Below are 20,132 nucleotides of genomic sequence, written 5' to 3' on the forward strand. Positions count from 1 at the left end.
ATTATGGATTTATTTAAAATTGTATACATAGCGACTTCAAATCCTAAATAAGGGACATATATTCAAAATCAAAAGAATATGGTAGTCTATTACTCTTCTCTGTCGTCACAAATTTCGAATTATTGAAAACAACGAAATAGATTTCTCTTGTTCTTTCAAATCTTTATCTGCATCAGAAGTATTTAGGGCAATTTGGCATGACAAAATTGTAATATTGACATAGATATATTTCTGGCAATTAATTTATCTTGACAATATCACTAGTAGTAAATACCAAAGATCTCTATCCATGAAGATAATCGATAATTGAGATTTTGTTTGATTGTGTAATCGTGATAGTTCTCCTTTGAACCTGCAATTTACAGGATGTTATTACTATTATTGTTTTTTTATTGTTAGTTCTATTACTTTCATTAAATAGAAATGAATCTTTAATGCTATAATAATTATATTCGCATCTAACTGCCACTATATACGTTATCGTATTATTTTATGTTTTATATTCTTGGAGTTTGTCGGGATTTGGTTCATATCCATTACAACATCCGTGAGGAGCGATTAGTTTTGATACTTGGCCAAATACATCTGGACCTTCATCAGATACTATCATACATCTTCCTCCCATTGAGTCAATCCAGTAAATACAATTGTAGCAAAAATAACCTGTATGCAGATTAGAATCCTTGAACTCTTCTCTTTCCATATAGCCTGATTGCAACTTTGATTGCTTTTGAAATTTGGTGATATTTCCTACCACATCTGCGGCCTTTTCAATAATATTTTTGTCAGACATTTTGTTTCACTTTATTTCATCGTTGTTGGGTGTCCAAAGCGAACATATACCATGTGGTGCTATTTCATTGGATATATTTCCATGTAAATCTTGTCCTTCATCAGTAACAATTGCACAGTGATTAGGCTTTATAAAATAGATACAATTATAACAAAAATACCCTGTATGGTGATCAGATTTTCTAAAAGCACTTAATTCTAGATATCCTGCAATACTTTTGGTCAGCTTGTTAATTTGCATGGCCTCTCGCGGTATCTTTTGCGTAGAAGCAAAATTAGAGGTTATACTCATGCATGGTCATATAGAACATATTATAAAAGGATAAAAACCTTTAAAATCTGAATTTCGTTACCATTTTTATTTTCCATTCTTTATACAAAGATAAAACCAGGTACTTGTTCAGTGTTATGAAATGTAAGACTTTGTAGGAAGAAATAGATTACTTTTGAAAAACAATATACAAATGTTCATTTTACCTAATTTTTTGATAAATAAAGTCATTTGTGGGTGAAATTAGACAACAAATTTCATATATCTGTTAAGGGTTATAATCAAAATAATATAAGTATGAGAAAAAGATCTATGAATATGCAAAATCGAATCACTAATATACTAACAGGGAGCCAATTTCAAGGGCAATTAAAAACTGATACCCTAATGGCAATTTGGATTCAATATCTCATTTAGTATTTTTTTCTATGATTATCAAAATCACGATTGTATTTCGTAAAATTGCGGCCCAGGGATGCTCTTTTAGATGTGTTTGAAAAATTGACATTAATCATCTATTGAGATGTTTTATCTCGCTAAACCGATTGTACTATACAAGCAAAAAAATTCTATTGTTTATTATTATATCAAACCAATCTATATTCCCTTCTCACGCCATTAGGAAATAAACTGTTGGTAATTAAAGTAATTGCTTCTTATTTGACCTTATGCAGAATCCAGGTGTTACTCTCGTATCAAAAAAAATTTAATTCCCAATTTGAAATAGGAATTATTAGATGATACATAAGTTTAATCATGCGTGTATTGATATACCCGTTAAATAAGATCATGAACAACAAAATTTGATTAAATTTGAAGAAATCTCTAGTCATTGCAACATTTGCACTGTCATTTATCTTGACAGCCACTTTAGTGAGCAAAACATTGGATCAGACTGTATTGGCCCAAGATTTATCCACTCTTAAGGACGAGGCAACAAAGTTATTGAGTGGAAATGATAACAGTCAAGGAACAGGTAACAATCTATCATCATCATCATCATCAGGAAATGATAATTCTACTTCTAGCGGATCATCTTTAAAAGATAAAGCTACTGGTGTAATCGGGGGATTGTTGAAATAAGTTATATACTCAATAATTATAATAAAAAATTCAATTTTTTTTAATATAAATGGTAACAATTGGTCGCGAATACAAATGTGTTAATAATAATTTCTAATAGCCTATTTTAAGCTAAATTTGGTGTCGTTTTGAGTATTGTTGTTAAAATAAACATGGATTATTAATAAGCATATGCTCCGTCAGCAGGTCTACATTGATTACATAAAGTAATATTTTCACCTCTATTGTCCTTCTTAATAGTCATCACTTCTACATTTTCCATTCCACATTCATCACATTTACCCCTCATATTGATTCATATGCATGAAACTTTAAATGAGTGATCTTTATTATGCAGAATCTCAATTCATCTCGAAATTTCATTAAAAAAAAGTTTTTAACATCTCTTTGTATTATGGCATGTCTACCAACTGTCCTCGTATTTCACCTTTGGGATTTTGTTCGGTGTGAACATTTACATACATGCTACCGTTCTCCATCGCTGCTATAAAATCAGGTATTGTTTTTCCCTTCATAGGCCCTTCCAGATTTGTAGCATTAATTATACCTTTTTGCAGGAACTCCTTCTGTGGGGAACTAGAGTTAAACAGAGTTACCACGACTGGACCATTCTGACCTTGAGCTCCGCTATGGATGTGACTTTGGGTAGCATTTTGAATTGCTGTGACATTTAGGAAATAGTGAATTGTTTGATTCAGGGGCAAATCTTGGACAAATATGGCTTGGCCTATTGCTTGTGTGTCAACCGGAGGTACCTCTTCTTTACCAGTCATATTGGCGACAAACTCATGGTTAGCGTAAACGTCTTGTGCATTTAAACTTGAAGTTGTTGCAACTCCAGCAATAGTTGTTGCATTAGACAACATGATAAATGTCAAAATATGGTTGTTGATTTTCATTGCTAAAAAAAGATAGTTCTAGTATATAATGTGTTTGTTAATTGAATATTAATCCAAATAAAATAACGGTACAATGAAATAATTAATTATCATTATTACGTAATCTTGTCTTGTCGATATGCGAAATAGTGCAGTTGAGATATTTATATATACTAATTTCCACAAGCAAGTTACTTACTCTTTCTGGTTATTGAATGCCTGTTATCTAAAGATCTTAGGATCTAAAAGCTATAATCGTACCAAAATAGACATTTAATTCTAATAAATATGCTTTATTTATGTGGCGTCTTGCTTTCTAAAAGTTTCATCATATCTATATAAGAAATTTCCACATATTTTTAAGCAGGAGACAACCCCTAGAGATATATGATCTACCTCACTGTCACAGGTAAAGGTAATTATGATTTTGTCCGATACCTGATCTTGATACACTGTCCTTAAAACAGGTTTTATCTTGATATCTGGGATTTTTTCTATGGAATAATTTCATTGAAAGTTATAACTTTTAAAACCTATGCCCAGGTAATGGTGGGAGCATAAAAGAAGTAGGGCTCCTGGATATAGTGGTCATAGTTGCATCCAGCTCTTCTATTTTAAATTCATATATTGTATGCTTTCAAACACTGTCTCAATTTTATCCGATTAATCTATGATAAGAGATTAAAATGTATCCTCTTAAAATGTTTCTATTTACAAATAAAATCGAATTATATTCTAATCATTTACCATAATTGTAACTCATTAAAATCTGTTTAAAACTATATTTTTATATTGTTCGAATATCATATAACAAAATCGTTAGTAATAATTATTATCGTTTGTGAACAAATCATCCTCTACATCTCAATTAGTCACAAAATAGAAAAATAAGTTTTCGTATGCTATATAGGTCATATTATATTATATCATATTATATTATATGCCAAATCCTGTTATAATACACTATATTGCTTCAGGACAGATCATTCGAAAAGAAAAAACAAATTATTTTGAGGTTTATCAAAAAACACGGAAAAGTTGATCATTCATTCATTTTGAATGAAGTTAATATTGATTATGACACATTGATGAAGATTATCGCTGATTTACGTAATGAAGGTCGATTGGATTAATATAAGAAACATGGAATTTAGAATTTTACTGAACAATAAAACTTGAAATTATCGGTAATGAAATAATAATTATGTCTTGGAAACATGATGACATTAATGTTGATCAATCTGAGTGTAATCTTTCTTTGTAATGAACTCTATGCTCACTACGAATTTCATAATATATTATGCTGCCTTTAAATTAAGATTCAAAATAGAGTTTGGCTCTGCTTCATACTTCAAATTAATAGTTGTTAGGCAGCTGTTTAGAAATTATTACTACAGATCATTGATATAAAGTTACCAAATTCTGGAAGGTGATTAATCAAAGTTTAATATCGTATTTAATGCTTTTTGATTTTGGTCGAGTTAAATCAAAGCCAAAGAGGCATTTTCAAAATTAAGTATAAATCTTCAAATTAAGATTTATAGACCAATATGTGACAAATACAAAACTAATTTGCATCTTAGAATTTGTCTAAATCTTGATTTAATTTTTACTTTAATTTGGGATCTGTAGAAGATGTATATGTTCAATACTATTAGCAAATCTTTTAAAATAAATTCTTGTGGGAATGCGAATGTCCGAGCACACTTTCGTCTTTGAATTGAAGTGATCATGTTCAAATTGTGGGTAAATGGGTTCAAGTTGTGGGATATCCAAAACCAGATAATGCCCATGAAATAAGGTCCTCCCAACAGAAAATAATAGAGATTCTTCCCAAAAGATAAATGTGTGAACTTTTTTGTAAAGTATATTACAAACTATTTTTATTTCCACATTTGATTATAGGGAGCAGATTAATCCCATGAATTTATTTAGGGGTGTATCTTCCGAGTAGTAGTGAATTTGTAACCACTGTTACAGAGCTCATTGCCATTGCTATACCTGCAAGGATTGGTAACCATCCAAATACTGAAAGTCCAAAAATAGGAACAAGCGCACCGGCTGCTACCGGGATTAATCCAGTATTATAAGCAAAAGCCCAAAACAAATTCTGTTTTATCTTTGAAACTGTTTTCTTTCCTAATTCCAGGGCAGTTATTACGTCTCGTAAATCATTCTTGATCAAGATTATGCCACCCGTTTCTTTGGCAACGTCTGTTCCAGAACCAATTGCAATTCCCAAATCTGCTCTAGCCAAAGCGGGTGCATCATTTATTCCATCACCGACCATTGCCACAATCCTGTTTTGTTTTACCTTTAAATCAGATATAGTTTCTTCTTTTTGATGTGGTAATACCTGTGCTATTACCCTGTCAATACCAATTTTGGAAGCAACAGTCTTCGCAGTCCTCTCATTATCTCCCGTGAGCATTATTGGTTCGATACTTTGACTTTTTAATTTCTCAATGACTTCTTTTGCTCCTTCTTTAATTGTATCAGCTATTCCAATTATTCCCGATAATCTATTATTTATCGAAACAATGACGGCAGTTTTACCCTCGTACTCCAATTGGGAAAGCCTTGAATCTATGGAAACATCAATTGGAATATTGTTTTCATGCATCATTTTTCTATTTCCTATTATTATCCTTTGGTTGGAGTATGTAGCCTGAAGACCATATCCTGCTACGGTTTCAAATGATTCGGGTGGGACTACTTTGACTCCTTCTTCTTTTGCCTTGGATAGGATAGCTTGTGCCAATGGATGTTCGGATGCAGATTCTGCCACTGCTACTAAACTTAGTAATTCAAGTTTATCCATTTGATCAAATGATATGATATCTGTAACAGAAGGTCTTCCTTCCGTTAATGTTCCTGTCTTGTCAAATACTATGGTATTAACTTTTCCTGCTATTTCTATATGTTCACCACCCTTGTACAAAATGCCATTTTCAGCACCTTTGCCCGACCCCATCATAAGAGCAGCTGGCGTGGCCAACCCCAAAGCACAGGGACATGCAATTATCATTACAGATACGAATGCCAATATGGAGTAGGTTAATCCTGCATTACCTACAAAATACCATCCAAGAAACACCCCGATTGCTATAATTATTATTGCAGGGACAAAATATTTGGCGACCTGGTCAACCATTTTTTCCAGTTTTGCTTTTCCAGTTTTGGCTTCTTCCACTAGAGTGATTATCTGTGAAAGAACTGTATCTTGACCAACCTTGGATGCCGTTACTTTCAATAAACCATTCTTATTGATAGTTGCCCCAATAACTTGATCGCCCTTGACTTTATCCACGGGAATACTTTCCCCTGTAATCGCAGATTCGTCCACCGAAGAAAAGCCATCTACTACAATACCGTCAGTAGGAACCCTTTCGCCAGGTTTTATGATCATTATATCTCCTTCAATTACCTCTTCGATTGGAATTTCTATTTCCTTAAATTCCTTTGTTACTAATTTTAATCGAGAGTCATCCAGAGCAATATTATTGTTATTCCTGGTACTTTCAAAGTCATTAGTATTTTTGTTCGAATTGTTTTTCTCCCTTATTTCAGGTCTTAATACACGAGCAGTTCGTGGCTTTAGGTCTAGGAGCTTCCTAACCGCATCAGACGCTTTTTCTTTTGTCTTTGTTTCAAGTAACCTTCCTATCAAAATAAGGGTAATAATGATGGCTGCAGTTTCAAAGTATACTGTGGTAAATGGAAAATATCCTGGAATTATTGTAACTATCGCGCTGTAGACATAGGCAGCGGTTGTACCTATGGCTATAAGGGTATCCATATTAGATGCCCTAGCTTTAATGCCATCCAAGAATCCTCTGTAAAAACGCCATCCAATCCAAAATTGGATTGGCGTTGCCAAGGCCAATAGTAGATAGTTAGTATAGTGCATCATATCCATAGGGAACATATGACCAAGTTGTGGAATCATGTGTGGTAAACTAAGAAAAACTATTGGTATAGTAAGAGCGATGCTTATCGTAACGTGGATCTTTAATTTTCTCAAAGCCTTCTCTGGCTCAAGAAATTCATTAAGACATTGGGAAGCACAAAAATAGTAAGTAATTCCGTCTTTTGTATGATGAATTGAATTTTCCTCTTCATCTACAAACATGCCGCATATAGGATCTTTTGCCATGCCAGTAATAACAATAAATGCATATATAATAACTAGACTTTACAAATGTAAAATATTATATAATTATTATTTTATTATAAAATGGATAGTAATTATATGCCGGTCAGTTTGGATGAAATCGACGTATCTATCATCAAATCAATATTAGAGGATGGTAGAAAACCTTTCAGACAGATCTCAAGGGAGACAGGAATAACAACTCCGACAGTAATAGCCAGATATGAAAGACTCGTAAATATTGGATTTATTAAAGGGGTTTTGCCAGTATTTGACTTTGAAAAACTGGGATCGGAAGATAATGATACTGATGCTCATATTCAATTAGAGAAGCAACTCGCAAAGAGTGTACAAAGTCGAAGTGCTATTACTACAAGAAATCCAAAGAGTAACTTAAAAGAGGAAATAAGCGAAGTTCAGAAAAAGATTACGACAGGTGTAGCAATAAAAGTTGTTTGTGATTTTTGTGATGGGCCGATATACGGCAAACCTAAAATCCTAAAGTTTGCCAATATTGAAAGATTCTTTTGTTGTGTTTCTTGTAAATCCGGTTACAGTCAAAAATATCACGGTAGGATAGAATCAATAAAAAGAAAATATGAAGGTAAATCTGAAATAGATGAATAAAAGTTAATTTTTTGCTATAATTAATTTTACATTAATATCCATATTTTGGTGGATTTTGCTCCATTATTATTTACAATTTGCTGAACATAGGTCAATTTTGTTACTGTTGCTGATTCCTGATACGTATTTTGCGGCTTTTTTATCTACATTCGTGTTACAAACTGGACCTTTGGCCATATATTATTATAGTATTGGTATCTTATGTAACTATAAAACTTTACAAATGTAAAAGATGTTTAGTAAATCTAGTTTTTACAATTTAGTTAACTAACTCTTCTGAATCGCAGAGTAAAATATGTAAAAGAAAATTCGATCAGATATCTTTTGACACATTCCTATTTATTAAAGGGTTCGTATGATCATAGTTGGCTTTATAATAATATTCAAAAATCATGTTGCAGAAATTAAATCATAAATCGGGTTGCATTATTTTTCGTCCAAGTATTTCTGATAAGCAAAAAGAATCGATCTCGTGACAAAAATTATCAACTACAAACTCCCTATAGGATAATGGGATGGTTTATTTAAATGTCGATTGTTAAGTTCCCTGGTGTGTTAAAAGGTAAGGTCTATTGTGCCTACAAAATGATATGTTAATTTACTGCCTACATTATCATTTGAGAAAATGGAGTTACCTTACTTAGCTTCAATACATTACCTTAATTTGAAATGGAAGAGCTTGTTCCTGATTGCATAGTACTTTTAGTCTCCCCTATAGGTATATCAAAGTAAGTTGCCGGGTTTTTTAATCCGGTCTCAGACTGTTGTTAATGATTGTTCAGGATTTGAGACTGGATCTTCTGCAGCGGATTTTGCAATCGCAACTTCTTTATCTTCTGTCATGAAAATTGCTACAATAAACATTAAAACAAAGAGGATCGAAAATATAGGTACCAGTTTTACTATTTGATTATATAAATAATATAATAATGGATAGATCTCAGAGTAGATAAGAGAAATTATCCTACATAATATAAAAATTATAAATACATAATGAGCCTGTGATAAAAATGGGTGAAATTGTTTTTATGGAAATTCTACATGATTTGGAGATTGATATTAATTGTATTAAGGTATATGAGTTCTAACCTGCTATTTAATTAATTTAAATAAAACCAAAAGTACCAAATCATTACATTGAAAGTTATTCTATCAAACAACATTTTTTAGTTGATATTTTGCTCTCTACATGCTATAGTAATAAATAATATAATTTAGGCCTCTATACATTTTATCTTAGTTTTGACATAAATTTCTGAATCCTACCAAGTCTAAGAAATTTTGGATTTTATGGTACACACATTGACAAATGAGCACTGCATTTGGAAGTAGTTGGAGAACTATTAAGAATCTATTTTGGTAACAGCATTAAGATTTTTCTCACAAAGGATTGAACTATTTTGTAGTCATTTAACAAAGACTGGAAAGTAACGTATTATTGTTTTAACTTTCTCTATTAATATACTTGAATATGAATAATAGTTGAAAGTAGTAAATAGGAATTAAACACCAGGATAATCCCAGCAAAAAGGATAGATATTACTGTAGTGATATTTTTATTTACAAATTCACCCATTGTTTTTTTACTTCCTGTAATTACTATGAGAGGTATGATTGGCAACGGGATCATCAAACTGAGTATAACCTGACTATAAACTAAGATACTAAGGGGATCCATACCCAGTAAAATTGCAATAGTGGTGGGAACAACGTTAATAAATCTAGTTATAATTCGCCTTGTCCATAAATTTACCTTTAAGCCTAGCAGTCCTTCCATTATCACCTGTCCGGCTAATGTGCCAACTACTGACGATGAAATCCCTGATGAGAGTAAAGTAATTATGAAAACTATTCCTGCGGCGGTACCAAACAAAGGGATTAGGATCATATACGCATCAGATATTGTTTGAACGCTTGAATAATCAGCACTAAAAGCTGCAGCAGACATGATCATTATTGCTGCGTTGACCATGGCAGCTACAGTAAGGACAATTACGTTTTCTAATAGATGTAATTTTCTTAATTTTTGCTTTTCTTCAATGGTGTGTTTGTCAAGCTTTTTACTAGTTAACCAAGAGTGCAAAAATAATGCATGGGGCATAACCGTGGCCCCTATAATCCCAACTGATAGTAAAATAGCGTCAGAACTAGCAAACATGGGGTTTATTGAGTGTATTAATATAGATGAAAAGTCCGGCTTGGCAATAAATAATTCATACAAAAAGCCAAAGCCAATTATGGAGACAAACAATACAAAAATCTGCTCTAAAATACGGAATTTATTTCTGATAGCTATTAGTATCAGTATAACATCTAAAGCGCCAAAAATAGCTGCATGCAGTAATGGTATTCCAAATAATAAATTAAGTGCAATAACTGTTCCTAAATATTCTGCCAAATCTGTTGCTAATGCAGCTGTTTCTGCTGCTAACCAATATGGTATTATAATGGTTTTCTTGTTTAATTTTTCTCTAATTATTTCTGGGAGAGATTTTCCCGTTGCTATACCTAACTTTCCTGATAAATATTGGAGCAACATTGCCATGCCGCTTGAAAGCCAAACTACCCAAAGTAAACTATAGCCCACAGATGCTCCTGCCTGTATTGCAGTACCAAAATTTCCTGGATCCATGTATGCAACGCTAACTATCAAAGCGGGTCCAGTATAGATGAAAAAATTTATCAGTCCTTTTTTACATTGGAAAAACAGTTTTACATCTTCAAACAAGGGGATTATTATTTCTTAAGAGCGATTCTTTATAACATACTTAGTGTTTTAGGACCACATTATACCTCGCTGCGAATACTTGTCTAATTGTATTATTATGTGTCGAGCGTTATCACGATATCAGAAATAATATGTATTCAATTTGCCTCTTGATTCGTTAGCAGAATTGGATAAACCAAAAAGAATTTGTTATTAAATTTAGACGTCTCTTTGTCCCTTTTTGATATCGTCAATTTCGTCTATGGATTTTTTTACTCTTTTTATCCATATTGATCTTTTGTCCGCACAACTCAATTCTAATTTCGACACTCCATATTGAATTCATCATTAAACCTTAACCGGGTATGTAAATCTTTCACTTCAGGGTGAATGTCTTTGGCATTCTTCTAGCATCATCAAGAAAGTCTCTATAGAATCATGATTCTTTATTTGATAATTCACTTTCTTGAACTACCATATGGCAGGAGAATATGATATAAAATAAAAGTTAAAAGTGAAAAGACATGCCTAATTTGCAGTATGACTCATATTGTTTCTTAATCTAGATGATAGTCTTTTAATTTATTCGGGTTACTCACTTATTGGTTTTATTTTATATGTTAAATGGTTTGGCCGGATTGGTATTCTTCTGTTGGTCTTAATACGTGGTGACCTCGTAACCAATTATGGACCTTTATATTAATAATGACATGGTTTTCCATGTGTATGTGATTTTCAAAGCCATCGATGGTTATGCCATCTTCCAATGTAAAGTCTGGTGTGGTTCCCCATAGACAAACATGTTTGTTTTTAATTTTCTCATGGCCCTGCATTGACCTGTTGTCGGTAAATTCATCAAGAAGACTAACATCGCCGAACAGTATCAATATCCCTCCTCTTTTTTCATATAGTGAAAGTTTGCCATTAAATTTCTTGTTTTTTCCAGGAAAAACCCAAACAGTGAATTTACGATAATCCAATTATTTTCAGTATGTAGTTATTACATGGACACATCTAAAAAATTTAAGTTAGTGATTTTACAGGTCAATTATATTATCATTTGGATAATCGTTAATTTACAATTAACCGAATTGTATGATTTTGACAAATAAAAACAATATGTAAATTTTACCCGGTAGGATACTTGATATGAATAATGGTTTAGGAGGTAAGCTGTCAACAGACAACCTATATTAAATAATAAATTTACGATAATCAAAATATTTCTGTTAGGTATTATCCTATTTGTAGCATGTAGTTTAATAATGTACAACAGGTATTTTTCATATGCCTATGGACATTCTAAACGTTATTCTCTATTCTATCTCCAAGTTAGATTTTTGAGCGGTCATTTAATTCCTTGCAACATAGTAATGACTTTTAGAGAATGACCTGAGCTTTAAAATATTAAGATAAAAGTAATGAATTTCAAAAATGAGCGAATTGATATCCATGACTTGAGATAGGGATTGATTTTTGGCTATTTGCTATAATCAATGTGGTTGGTTAAAGTTTTAGTGATTTGAGCATTATAAATAAAAATCATCAAAATTCAAAAAACTATTATTTTTCAGTAAAAAAATGAGTGGTATATAAACAATGGTATAATTGTATTTCTGTTCGGGGAAAAATATATGTATCATACTCATAATCTAAGTAAAGTAAATCAATTTCCATATACTACTGTAAAGGGAGTTGTATACGACCATGACCAAGATAGTTTAACTAAAAATACACAATTAAAATTTCAAAGTCTGGACCGACAGAATTCGTTAATAACAAATTCTAATCATATGCAACAATGTCTTGTACCCAAGGGATTATCTCAACAAAGGACATTGTTTGTAGAATCAGATGACCAAATATTGTCCCTTTTTAGAATATATTTTGATTTGTTAGGTTTAGAGTCAGATATAATTGATTGCAAAGATAGGAATATGTCAAAGTATATTCAAATCAGGAGGAATGGAAAGAATTATGCTATGGTAGTTTTAGATACTCATTCGGAAGGAGTTTTAGTAGATAATGTAAGAACAAAAATGTCTAAAGACCGTAATTCACAAATGATAATTTTGGTAACGACGATCAAAAAGCAATATTTGCCAAAAGAAATCTTAAATTTAAAATCTATCAAAGATAGAAATATTTTGACAATGCCATTTAAACTTTCAGATTTGGCTGAGAAGTTAATACACTAAGTTTGAATTTTACCTGTTATAGGGTAAGATAAAAGCATCGATTCTAATGTAAAAAACATGTTTAAGTAGGCCAGTTGCTTTGAATAAATAAAATAAATATGTTCGGTCGAATTAACCTGTGATACTAATTTAGAAGTTAATACTTTTGTTACTATTACTATTATTACCAGACTCAAACCTGGCTACATCCAAAAGATTATTTACTAAAGTATCCAGTCTCAAAGCGATTCGTGATATCCCTTCATGATGTTTGTAAAGTTGCCTTAGGAATCTTTCTAATTTCTTATCTAACAAAACATTATTATTCTTAAAAATGTCATCAAACAGTTCATCGTTCAGTTCTGAATATCCTGTTATTGCTTGAGTTGGGGTTTTAAGTTCGTGAGCAGCAGTATTAACAAACTCCCTTCCCATTTCTTCACTTTGAACGAGTTTTTCACTTGATAGTTTTAAATCTTGGAGATTCTTCAAAAACTGACTTGTTTTATCCTTGACTTCATGTTTAAGTTTTTTATTTATTGACAGCACAATGGCAATAAAACTATATTAAAGCTATAAATCCTTCTACCGTAGTTTTAGTAAATATTTCTTTAAATCATTTCCAGTCATTTTCATTTTCATTTTGAAATGCTTTTTCCTTCTGATAGTTTATCTTCCATTCGTATTCTGTTACTGCATTTATTCAATTTGTGTAAGCTAATTCTATCATTTTAGGGCCTTCAAGATCGTTATTAGAAAGAGGAATAGGAGAACCACTGATAAACATTATTGCGTCTACCATGCTGATGTACCTTTTTGCAAAAACAGAATCTATTTCTACCTATGGAGTGTCCGATTAAAGTGCATTTTACTACCCTTAGATACTTCGTCAGTTTATCCAGATCATCGATTGTGAAATTAAGTTTCTTGCCCTTTTTAGATCTCTATGATCATGAAGCTCGTAGGCTATGATTCTGTACCTACTCGTTTTATAGTGTGATATTTGTTCTTTTCATATCGGTATATTTCCACTTAAAGGATGAATCAAAATATTTGGATAAAGGCCTTCATTTCCACAAGTTTCATAGTAGATTCTGAGACTATTATTTAATAGCAGATAAGGCATGAGTTATCGAATTTATTTTGGTATAATAATCCATGACCCGAGGCTACCGTTATGTGCTTTATACCTATTTATCCCTTCTATTCCAAGGCAAATTCATTCACATTGAAGATTGTTAAAAGGGCTAACAAAAATTCATTTAGTGGACAATATATTGTCTATATTTATTTTTTGTTCTATATTATATTTTTACAGTTGACACTACATCCTCAAACATATAGTAGTCGGTTTGTAGGACAAATTGACAAGATATCTGTTAAAGATATTATATTGCCCGAATTTTGTCTACGAATGTCGTATTCATACTCAGATATCCAGGATATATTACTTTCAATAAAAACAGATGGTCTTTTGCAGCCTATTATTGTCAGACCTAAAGATAACGGTTTGTTTGAAATTGTCGCAGGTTGTAGAAGATACCTATCCTGTAAGTCATTAGGCTGGAAGAAGGTTACCTGCCATATTATGCACTTAAATGACAGACAGGCATATGAAATTGCCTTAATTGAGAATATAAAACGAAATTCAATCTCACCTTTGGAAGAAGCAGTTGCTTTTAGAAACTATGTTTATGATAATGGATGGGGTAGTATTACAGAATTGGCCAACAAAATGGGAACAAGCCCTAGTTATATATCAAAAAGAATCGCTCTTTTGGATTTACCCAATGACATTCATGAGAAAATAGAAAAGATGATCCTACCTCCAAGTTCTGCGGAAGAATTGCTTCAAATTAAAAATAGTGAAAAGCAGTCCGAATTGGCAAATTTGATTTCTAAGCGACATTTGTCTATCAAACAAATTCGAAAAAAGATAAAAGAAGATCCCTATTACTGTGAAAATTCTGAGATGATTGATGTAAGAAGCGAATTGCAGTCATTTAATAAAACTGTGGTAGCTTTAAGGATTGCTTTGAACAGAATTTCTGATATGATGAATGATGATGATAATAGTGATAAAGAAGATAAGGAAAATTTTTTGATTAATGAGATGTTATCATTTAATGCTCGAGTTTTACGCGATCAAATAGATTACGTTTTGAGAACAAAGAAAAAATATGCAAAAAATATTTTTAAATGCCACCGTTTAATGACTAAAAATTAAAATCTTAAAAGGAAATAGTGACAATATTAAAAATTGATGTTTGATTCGATAAATACCTTTATTTTATATAAATATAAATTAAATATATTATTAACTAAACAACATGTTAACTAACTAGGAACAGCTGGTTGTATTTTTTTATGTTTGTATAATATGTTAACAGACTCTTACAATATCATAATTAAGATCAATCTAAAAGAATTTTCTACATGTCTCCATATTGATTCTAGTGCATTGTTGATTCACCACTAATTCAAAGCAAATAGGTTTATTCCATCTCATCAATTAATAGTGCAGTATCTTATTATTACTTATAAGCAATGTTGACCAAGAAAGTCTGAGCAATACTAAAAGTGAATAAAATCAATGATTTGACTACAATATCTATGAATATGTTCTTGCCTTTCAATATTTTTTACTTGTGGAATACTCTTGGAATGACTGTATTATTCAAAGGATTCATGAGAAATACTTTTCATTAGATTGTAATAGTCATGATAATCGAGATTCTTTCTGATCCCTGTAATTCTACAAATGTAATACAATCTGATATACAACTTTAGCAATAAATTTTATAATCATCCGTAAAGATCAAAACAATTTTAGAAGTTGTGATATTAACAATAGAAATTAACATTTCTTTCATTGTCAAGACTAAATTCTTTCTTCCTTTACTCTAGTCTCACAGAACCAATAATTCTCATGCTTTGATGTGTCCTGTGGAATGTTCTTGGTAAATATTTTCCATAATGTCCTTTCTGAAGTTCAAGGAATTTTGACAGTCTCGACTTCATAGTTGCACATTGAATTTGAGCTCGAATTTACTCGTTAATCCGAGGATTATTGTGATTATTAGTAGGTCATTTTCCTATATACATATAAGATAATTTCAGAGTAATTATGATAGAAGTAGTAAGCAATTCTTTAACCAATCAACTATTGTGTTAAAATCTGATTCTCAGAAAAGAAAAGTTGCCAGCTCGATATTAACTATTTGATCAATTTCCTGATCTTCTTTATGTGAAGATATATTTTTGGCAAAAATGAATACAGTCGCCATACTGCCATATTTCCATGTATGTATTATTTATAGCATCAAAATAAGACTCTGATCATATCGTAATACAAAAAGGTCAGTAAATGGATGATAATAGTTAACAATCATAACTACTATCTATGCCTTCTCTGAATAAAACCTAATTTAGAAGCAACAAGGACATTAATTAACTCTTTGTTACCTCATTTTGGTTTTCGTCTCATGCTCTTGTAGTTATATGAAGTTCGTAATAACAATTACAATAATGATAGTTTAGCAGCAGCAACAACAATGGACAAGTAGTTTGCGACAGGTCTTAGCCAATATCATTGCTGAAAGCGCTATCAAATTGTCATTACTACTACTTTATTCACATGCAACATTCTTACATGAATTTTGCCTTTGTTGCTATTTCTATAGGCTATTTTATTTGTGCAAACAAGTTGATAAGTATAATACCATACTTTAGTAATATTAATAAAATTAACATAAATTGATGATTAAATAAAAGTATCAATATTTCTATTATTTATTAGACTCTGTTGGAAATGAGTCTAAATTTTGTTACTAATTAGTTAGATCTTTTTCATAATTTGGTGAATTGGTTTTGTTTTATTTTGATTGAACCTAAAATAGGGCTCCACAGAAAGCGATATGTCAAAAAGAATATTGCCATAATGATTCCAATTTTTAGTCGATTCAACATATGATATTAAATAATAATTAAAAAATCAGATAAAATGCTAAAAATATAGAGATATTTATCTAGCTCTGTGATGCTGCGTTGCTACCAGAGTTTTCCTGGTTTTGGACGTTGATGTAGTTACCAGAGCCTATTGTATCTCCACCAGAAACTACATTGCTTGTTTGGCTTGAGGATTGTGATTGGCTGATGCTTTGGTCTGCAAAGTTGCCGCCTTGACCACTTTGAGCTAATGCGTTGTTACCAGTATTTTTTTGATGTTGGAAGCTTAGATTATTGCATGAGAGAAATGTTGTTCCACCAGAGACACACCCAGCATTTTGACTTGATGACTGCGATTGTGATATAGACTGTTTTGCTTTATTTGCTTTCTTATGCGTTGCAAAGGCGTCATCGATAGCCACTAGGGGACTTGCTATCAAAGCTAATGCGACCACAATAGCGATTGATGCTGTAATTACGTATTTCTTGTTGTGAATATTTGTTTTATTCATATAATTGCTATAATAGAAAAAATATATTGAATTTGCTAACTAGGTGCAATACTCTAATATTCTAGCAGTTTTAGAATTAATCCATAAAACCTCCAATAACTAATTACTATTGGGTCCAGGTATACATTAGATATATGATTTTATTATTCATAATTGCACCAAAAAATTAACATTTTCTAGATTTAATGATTCTTTAAGTTATTAATTCTTTCATTTTATCACCTTTCACCTAATATATGCTACACTTATACAATCGATTTTAAAGATTCTTTCTTCTTATATCATAATAATATCTCATACTAGGAAAATAAACAAGTAATTATCCATTTCTGGTTTTGCTAAAACTTTCCAAACCTGTTCTTTAAATCAATTATATATTCATCAATAGCAAATTCTTTGAATCTGTCAGATCTTAAATTAGACAAGCTGTTTTCTATCTGTCTACCTACTATGTTATTCTTAATATTATTTCTCATACCAGAAATTTCTACTCCTACGGGCTTGTCGTTTTTATCCAGATCTACATAGATATTTTTGCTTATAGGTTCGGTTTTTACTATTTTGTTATCGGTGAATTTTACGTATCCTGCATCTAAATCATCATTATAATGAGTACTCATATTATATCACACTAAGCTGAACTAGATCGAATCCGACCAATAAAAACATGTCGGAATATTAATTAATTGATCTGTATGAGGTGTAGCTTCCCAATCCTAAAATCTAAACGATACATTACCTGTGTACTAATATTATTGGTTAACAATGAAGAATTTAGATTTACGGATTTATTGTTTGTTAAAGTCTTTACCTTTTCTTGCAATATTATTATCCCAAGACAATTATCTTGTATGTTTATATCTTTGTATCAAATTTTCTCATCTTGCTTTTCCATATCTTCTATCATCTTTATCATATTAGTTATGAAAATTGCAGTTTTTAATTTGTGGTGGGCTATGAGCATCAACAATGGTAAATATTCTATCATCTTCCTAGTTGACTACTTCAAGTGAATAAGATGGTCTGCTAAGGTTGGGTCTGACCTAGTCCATTGTTCTGCAGAATGGTGAAATAACTATAATCCCATTAAATTCTTTTGATTCAATTTATCATATTATTCGAGATCTTGATGTATAGATGACGATATCGTAAAAGAGGAATGACAAGGGTAGCTTTTTATGATCACTCGCATGCTGGCTCATAAAAGGTTAGGCAGCCAGTGACTATATCTACCACGTAATTAGACTCTGAACACAAAAACAATAAAATATTTTTTACTATAATAAATTTTGTTTGTAATTCTAGTTGTCTTATATTATACTAAATCAAAAATTTTATTCATAGCTAATGAAGATGATACCTTCATGGATAGAATGTCAGTTATCAGTCTTTTAATATTAGGCCTGTACTACATTATCAATCTAGATTTCTTATATGATTTCTACGAGTATCGGTACAATTGAGAGTAATAATTAATTAAGTTGCTTTCTCATTTTTATATTAAGAGTATTAGTTCTTGAGCACTCTTTATCAGAATACTTTTAAATATCATTTTGATTCTAGTTGCACAAACAAACTTTAAAACATTGTATTTAGAGGATAGATATTATATGGTTAAAGTAGGATTGTACGTTCAATTAGAAGCAAAAGCCGGTAAGGAAGACGAAGTAGAGCAATTTCTCAAGAGCGGGTTATCAATCGTTCAAGGGGAGCCAAATACAGTAGCGTGGTTTGCAATTCGATTAGGGCCAACCACATTTGGTATATTTGATGCATTTCCAGATGAGAATGGTCGACAGCAGCATCTTTCAGGACAAGTTGCTGCTGCGTTAATGGAAAAGTCTGCAGAATTATTTGGTAGTTCACCTATTATCAAGAAGGTAGATGTTATTGCATCTAAACTTCCTTAACTCACTTTACCTCAATTATATTAAATGAATCACAAGAAGGTAGATTAATTGTAGATCGGTTGGCAATCTATGATCTCGTCTATTAAAAAAATTCAAAATGGATTGTTTCGTAGTCACCTCTATGCAATTGTTGGCAATGGATCTTCGGGGCATAAAATTCAAAGATGGTGTGCAAATAACTCTGGATTTGCTAAGGTTTGTCAAATGCTCCACAACATATTCTTGTCTTAAACTTCCATTGTTATATAAAATATTTATGTCAATCAGCATGTCCGTTAATTAGATGAAAAATATCAGGAACTTTTGTATTTGTAATATTTTGAACTTTCATCCTATCCGCTTTGATTCATAGGGTTTTTTGAACTTTCATTTTGACCAATTATGTTTAGAAGCAATTCTGTGTCTGTCATTCCTATACCAAATAATAGCAATGATACGAATAAAATAGCAATTACCATATCAAATAAGGTTTATTTTTTCAACATGTCAATAGATTCAATATTGTAATGGTGCGAGAGTATGTTGCTAAAGTGTTTTTTTCTGAACTTAGATTTATACGGTCCTATTTAAGTTATATCAAGAATGTATTAATTAATTAGTATTATTTTTTGAATTTGAAATTTTATTGTGAATGAGAATTGTGATTTATTACAAAGATGTATTATAAGTTACATCTGCAGTTTAAGAAAAAAGCCAATGATTTATTGCAGCATACAAAATACTATATTGAGATTCTAACCAGAAATTAGGGCCATCCAAAATAGGCAATCTAAACTCGCTGACTCTTGAGTTTTTAGTTGTATCTTCCACTTCTTTTATTTTGATTTGATATACATGCGTATTTGAGATATCATAAACTACGAATTCAGGTCCATTATTGCACCAGGGAGAAATCACCAGAGAAAGAGTGAAAAAGGCAGAAAGAGAGGGAAATAGTGGAATTGTAATTAGCAATGTATAATATAGTAATACTAAACATTCCCACTGTATTATTTTGCATATAGTGTTATTTAAAAACCTCAAATAGATCTTGTTCATCCAATCTTTTCCAAAGTAATTTGGTATAAATCTGGA

General features: G+C 31.4%; 16 protein-coding genes. 6 read left to right on the top strand and 10 right to left on the bottom strand.

What is annotated here, in order from left to right; genetic code table 11:
- Positions 1-490: 490 nt before the first annotated feature.
- Both F1Z66_RS04450 and F1Z66_RS04455 read right to left on the bottom strand, forming a co-directional pair.
- Complete coding sequence (locus F1Z66_RS04450) at positions 491-793, bottom strand: hypothetical protein (RefSeq protein ID WP_149862408.1); 303 nt, start codon at positions 791-793, stop codon at positions 491-493.
- A 6-nt stretch (positions 794-799) separates the two neighbouring features.
- Positions 800-1,084 carry a hypothetical protein gene (locus F1Z66_RS04455; RefSeq protein WP_149862409.1) on the bottom strand — a complete coding sequence of 95 codons (285 nt, stop codon included), beginning with the start codon at positions 1,082-1,084 and terminating at the stop codon, positions 800-802.
- A gap of 792 nt (positions 1,085-1,876) precedes the next feature.
- On the opposite strand from F1Z66_RS04455, the gene F1Z66_RS04460 reads away from it, so the two are divergent.
- Positions 1,877-2,146 (top strand): hypothetical protein, encoded by a 270-nt coding sequence (locus F1Z66_RS04460; RefSeq protein WP_149862410.1) that lies wholly within the window; start codon positions 1,877-1,879, stop codon positions 2,144-2,146.
- Positions 2,147-2,306: 160 nt separating this feature from the next.
- Here the strand turns inward: F1Z66_RS04460 and F1Z66_RS16220 are convergent, their stop codons facing one another.
- The 3 genes from F1Z66_RS16220 to F1Z66_RS04470 form a co-directional block, all read right to left on the bottom strand.
- Positions 2,307-2,435: a hypothetical protein gene (locus F1Z66_RS16220; RefSeq protein WP_255437890.1), complete on the bottom strand. Its 129-nt coding sequence runs from the start codon at positions 2,433-2,435 to the stop codon at positions 2,307-2,309.
- Positions 2,436-2,538: 103 nt separating this feature from the next.
- Positions 2,539-3,045 carry a CHRD domain-containing protein gene (locus tag F1Z66_RS04465; RefSeq protein ID WP_149862411.1) on the bottom strand — a complete coding sequence of 169 codons (507 nt, stop codon included), beginning with the start codon at positions 3,043-3,045 and terminating at the stop codon, positions 2,539-2,541.
- 1,906 nt (positions 3,046-4,951) lie between these two features.
- Positions 4,952-7,180 (bottom strand): heavy metal translocating P-type ATPase, encoded by a 2,229-nt coding sequence (locus tag F1Z66_RS04470; RefSeq protein WP_149862412.1) that lies wholly within the window; start codon positions 7,178-7,180, stop codon positions 4,952-4,954.
- Positions 7,181-7,261: 81 nt separating this feature from the next.
- Here F1Z66_RS04470 and F1Z66_RS04475 point away from each other — a divergent pair, with 81 nt between their 5' ends.
- Positions 7,262-7,804: an AsnC family transcriptional regulator gene (locus tag F1Z66_RS04475; protein WP_230207449.1), complete on the top strand. Its 543-nt coding sequence runs from the start codon at positions 7,262-7,264 to the stop codon at positions 7,802-7,804.
- A 733-nt stretch (positions 7,805-8,537) separates the two neighbouring features.
- Positions 8,538-8,714: a hypothetical protein gene (locus tag F1Z66_RS15260; protein ID WP_154670485.1), complete on the top strand. Its 177-nt coding sequence runs from the start codon at positions 8,538-8,540 to the stop codon at positions 8,712-8,714.
- A gap of 546 nt (positions 8,715-9,260) precedes the next feature.
- On the opposite strand, the gene F1Z66_RS04480 is transcribed toward F1Z66_RS15260, so the two are convergent.
- Together F1Z66_RS04480 and F1Z66_RS04485 are read right to left on the bottom strand one after the other, a co-directional pair.
- Entirely contained in the window at positions 9,261-10,532 is a 1,272-nt protein-coding gene (locus F1Z66_RS04480; protein ID WP_159357468.1) for an Nramp family divalent metal transporter, read from the bottom strand.
- A gap of 599 nt (positions 10,533-11,131) precedes the next feature.
- Complete coding sequence (locus F1Z66_RS04485; protein ID WP_149862415.1) at positions 11,132-11,398, bottom strand: hypothetical protein; 267 nt, start codon at positions 11,396-11,398, stop codon at positions 11,132-11,134.
- 747 nt (positions 11,399-12,145) lie between these two features.
- Here F1Z66_RS04485 and F1Z66_RS04490 point away from each other — a divergent pair.
- Positions 12,146-12,709: a hypothetical protein gene (locus F1Z66_RS04490; RefSeq protein ID WP_149862416.1), complete on the top strand. Its 564-nt coding sequence runs from the start codon at positions 12,146-12,148 to the stop codon at positions 12,707-12,709.
- 129 nt (positions 12,710-12,838) lie between these two features.
- Here the strand turns inward: F1Z66_RS04490 and F1Z66_RS04495 are convergent, their stop codons facing one another.
- Positions 12,839-13,237, bottom strand: a complete 399-nt coding sequence (locus F1Z66_RS04495) for a histidine kinase dimerization/phospho-acceptor domain-containing protein (RefSeq protein ID WP_149862417.1) — start codon at positions 13,235-13,237, stop codon at positions 12,839-12,841.
- A gap of 628 nt (positions 13,238-13,865) precedes the next feature.
- Here F1Z66_RS04495 and F1Z66_RS04500 point away from each other — a divergent pair.
- A complete protein-coding gene (locus tag F1Z66_RS04500; protein ID WP_149862418.1) occupies positions 13,866-14,915 on the top strand; it encodes a ParB/RepB/Spo0J family partition protein in 1,050 nt (349 codons plus the stop codon).
- A gap of 1,801 nt (positions 14,916-16,716) precedes the next feature.
- Here the strand turns inward: F1Z66_RS04500 and F1Z66_RS04505 are convergent.
- Both F1Z66_RS04505 and F1Z66_RS04510 read right to left on the bottom strand, forming a co-directional pair.
- Positions 16,717-17,148, bottom strand: coding sequence for a hypothetical protein (locus F1Z66_RS04505; protein ID WP_149862419.1), 432 nt, complete (start codon positions 17,146-17,148; stop codon positions 16,717-16,719).
- 338 nt (positions 17,149-17,486) lie between these two features.
- Complete coding sequence (locus F1Z66_RS04510; RefSeq protein ID WP_149862420.1) at positions 17,487-17,768, bottom strand: DUF2283 domain-containing protein; 282 nt, start codon at positions 17,766-17,768, stop codon at positions 17,487-17,489.
- A 990-nt stretch (positions 17,769-18,758) separates the two neighbouring features.
- Here F1Z66_RS04510 and F1Z66_RS04515 point away from each other — a divergent pair.
- On the top strand, positions 18,759-19,058 hold the full coding sequence (locus tag F1Z66_RS04515) for a putative quinol monooxygenase (protein WP_149862421.1): 300 nt from the start codon (positions 18,759-18,761) through the stop codon (positions 19,056-19,058).
- The last annotated feature ends 1,074 nt before the right edge of the window (positions 19,059-20,132 follow it).

It is taken from the genome of Candidatus Nitrosocosmicus agrestis, from assembly GCF_008389435.1.
Taxonomy (GTDB): Archaea; Thermoproteota; Nitrososphaeria; order Nitrososphaerales; family Nitrososphaeraceae; genus Nitrosocosmicus; species Nitrosocosmicus agrestis.

Coding starts and splice junctions, on each gene's coding strand:
- F1Z66_RS04490 (WP_149862416.1), top strand. CDS start 12,146: ATGTATCATACTCATAATCTAAGTAAAGTAAATCAATTTCCATATACT.
- F1Z66_RS04475 (WP_230207449.1), top strand. CDS start 7,262: ATGGATAGTAATTATATGCCGGTCAGTTTGGATGAAATCGACGTATCT.
- F1Z66_RS04450 (WP_149862408.1), bottom strand. CDS start 793: ATGTCTGACAAAAATATTATTGAAAAGGCCGCAGATGTGGTAGGAAAT.
- F1Z66_RS04455 (WP_149862409.1), bottom strand. CDS start 1,084: ATGAGTATAACCTCTAATTTTGCTTCTACGCAAAAGATACCGCGAGAG.
- F1Z66_RS04510 (WP_149862420.1), bottom strand. CDS start 17,768: ATGAGTACTCATTATAATGATGATTTAGATGCAGGATACGTAAAATTC.
- F1Z66_RS04470 (WP_149862412.1), bottom strand. CDS start 7,180: ATGGCAAAAGATCCTATATGCGGCATGTTTGTAGATGAAGAGGAAAAT.
- F1Z66_RS04465 (WP_149862411.1), bottom strand. CDS start 3,045: ATGAAAATCAACAACCATATTTTGACATTTATCATGTTGTCTAATGCA.
- F1Z66_RS16220 (WP_255437890.1), bottom strand. CDS start 2,435: ATGAGGGGTAAATGTGATGAATGTGGAATGGAAAATGTAGAAGTGATG.
- F1Z66_RS04500 (WP_149862418.1), top strand. CDS start 13,866: ATGTGCTTTATACCTATTTATCCCTTCTATTCCAAGGCAAATTCATTC.
- F1Z66_RS04515 (WP_149862421.1), top strand. CDS start 18,759: ATGGTTAAAGTAGGATTGTACGTTCAATTAGAAGCAAAAGCCGGTAAG.
- F1Z66_RS04505 (WP_149862419.1), bottom strand. CDS start 17,148: ATGAATAAAACAAATATTCACAACAAGAAATACGTAATTACAGCATCA.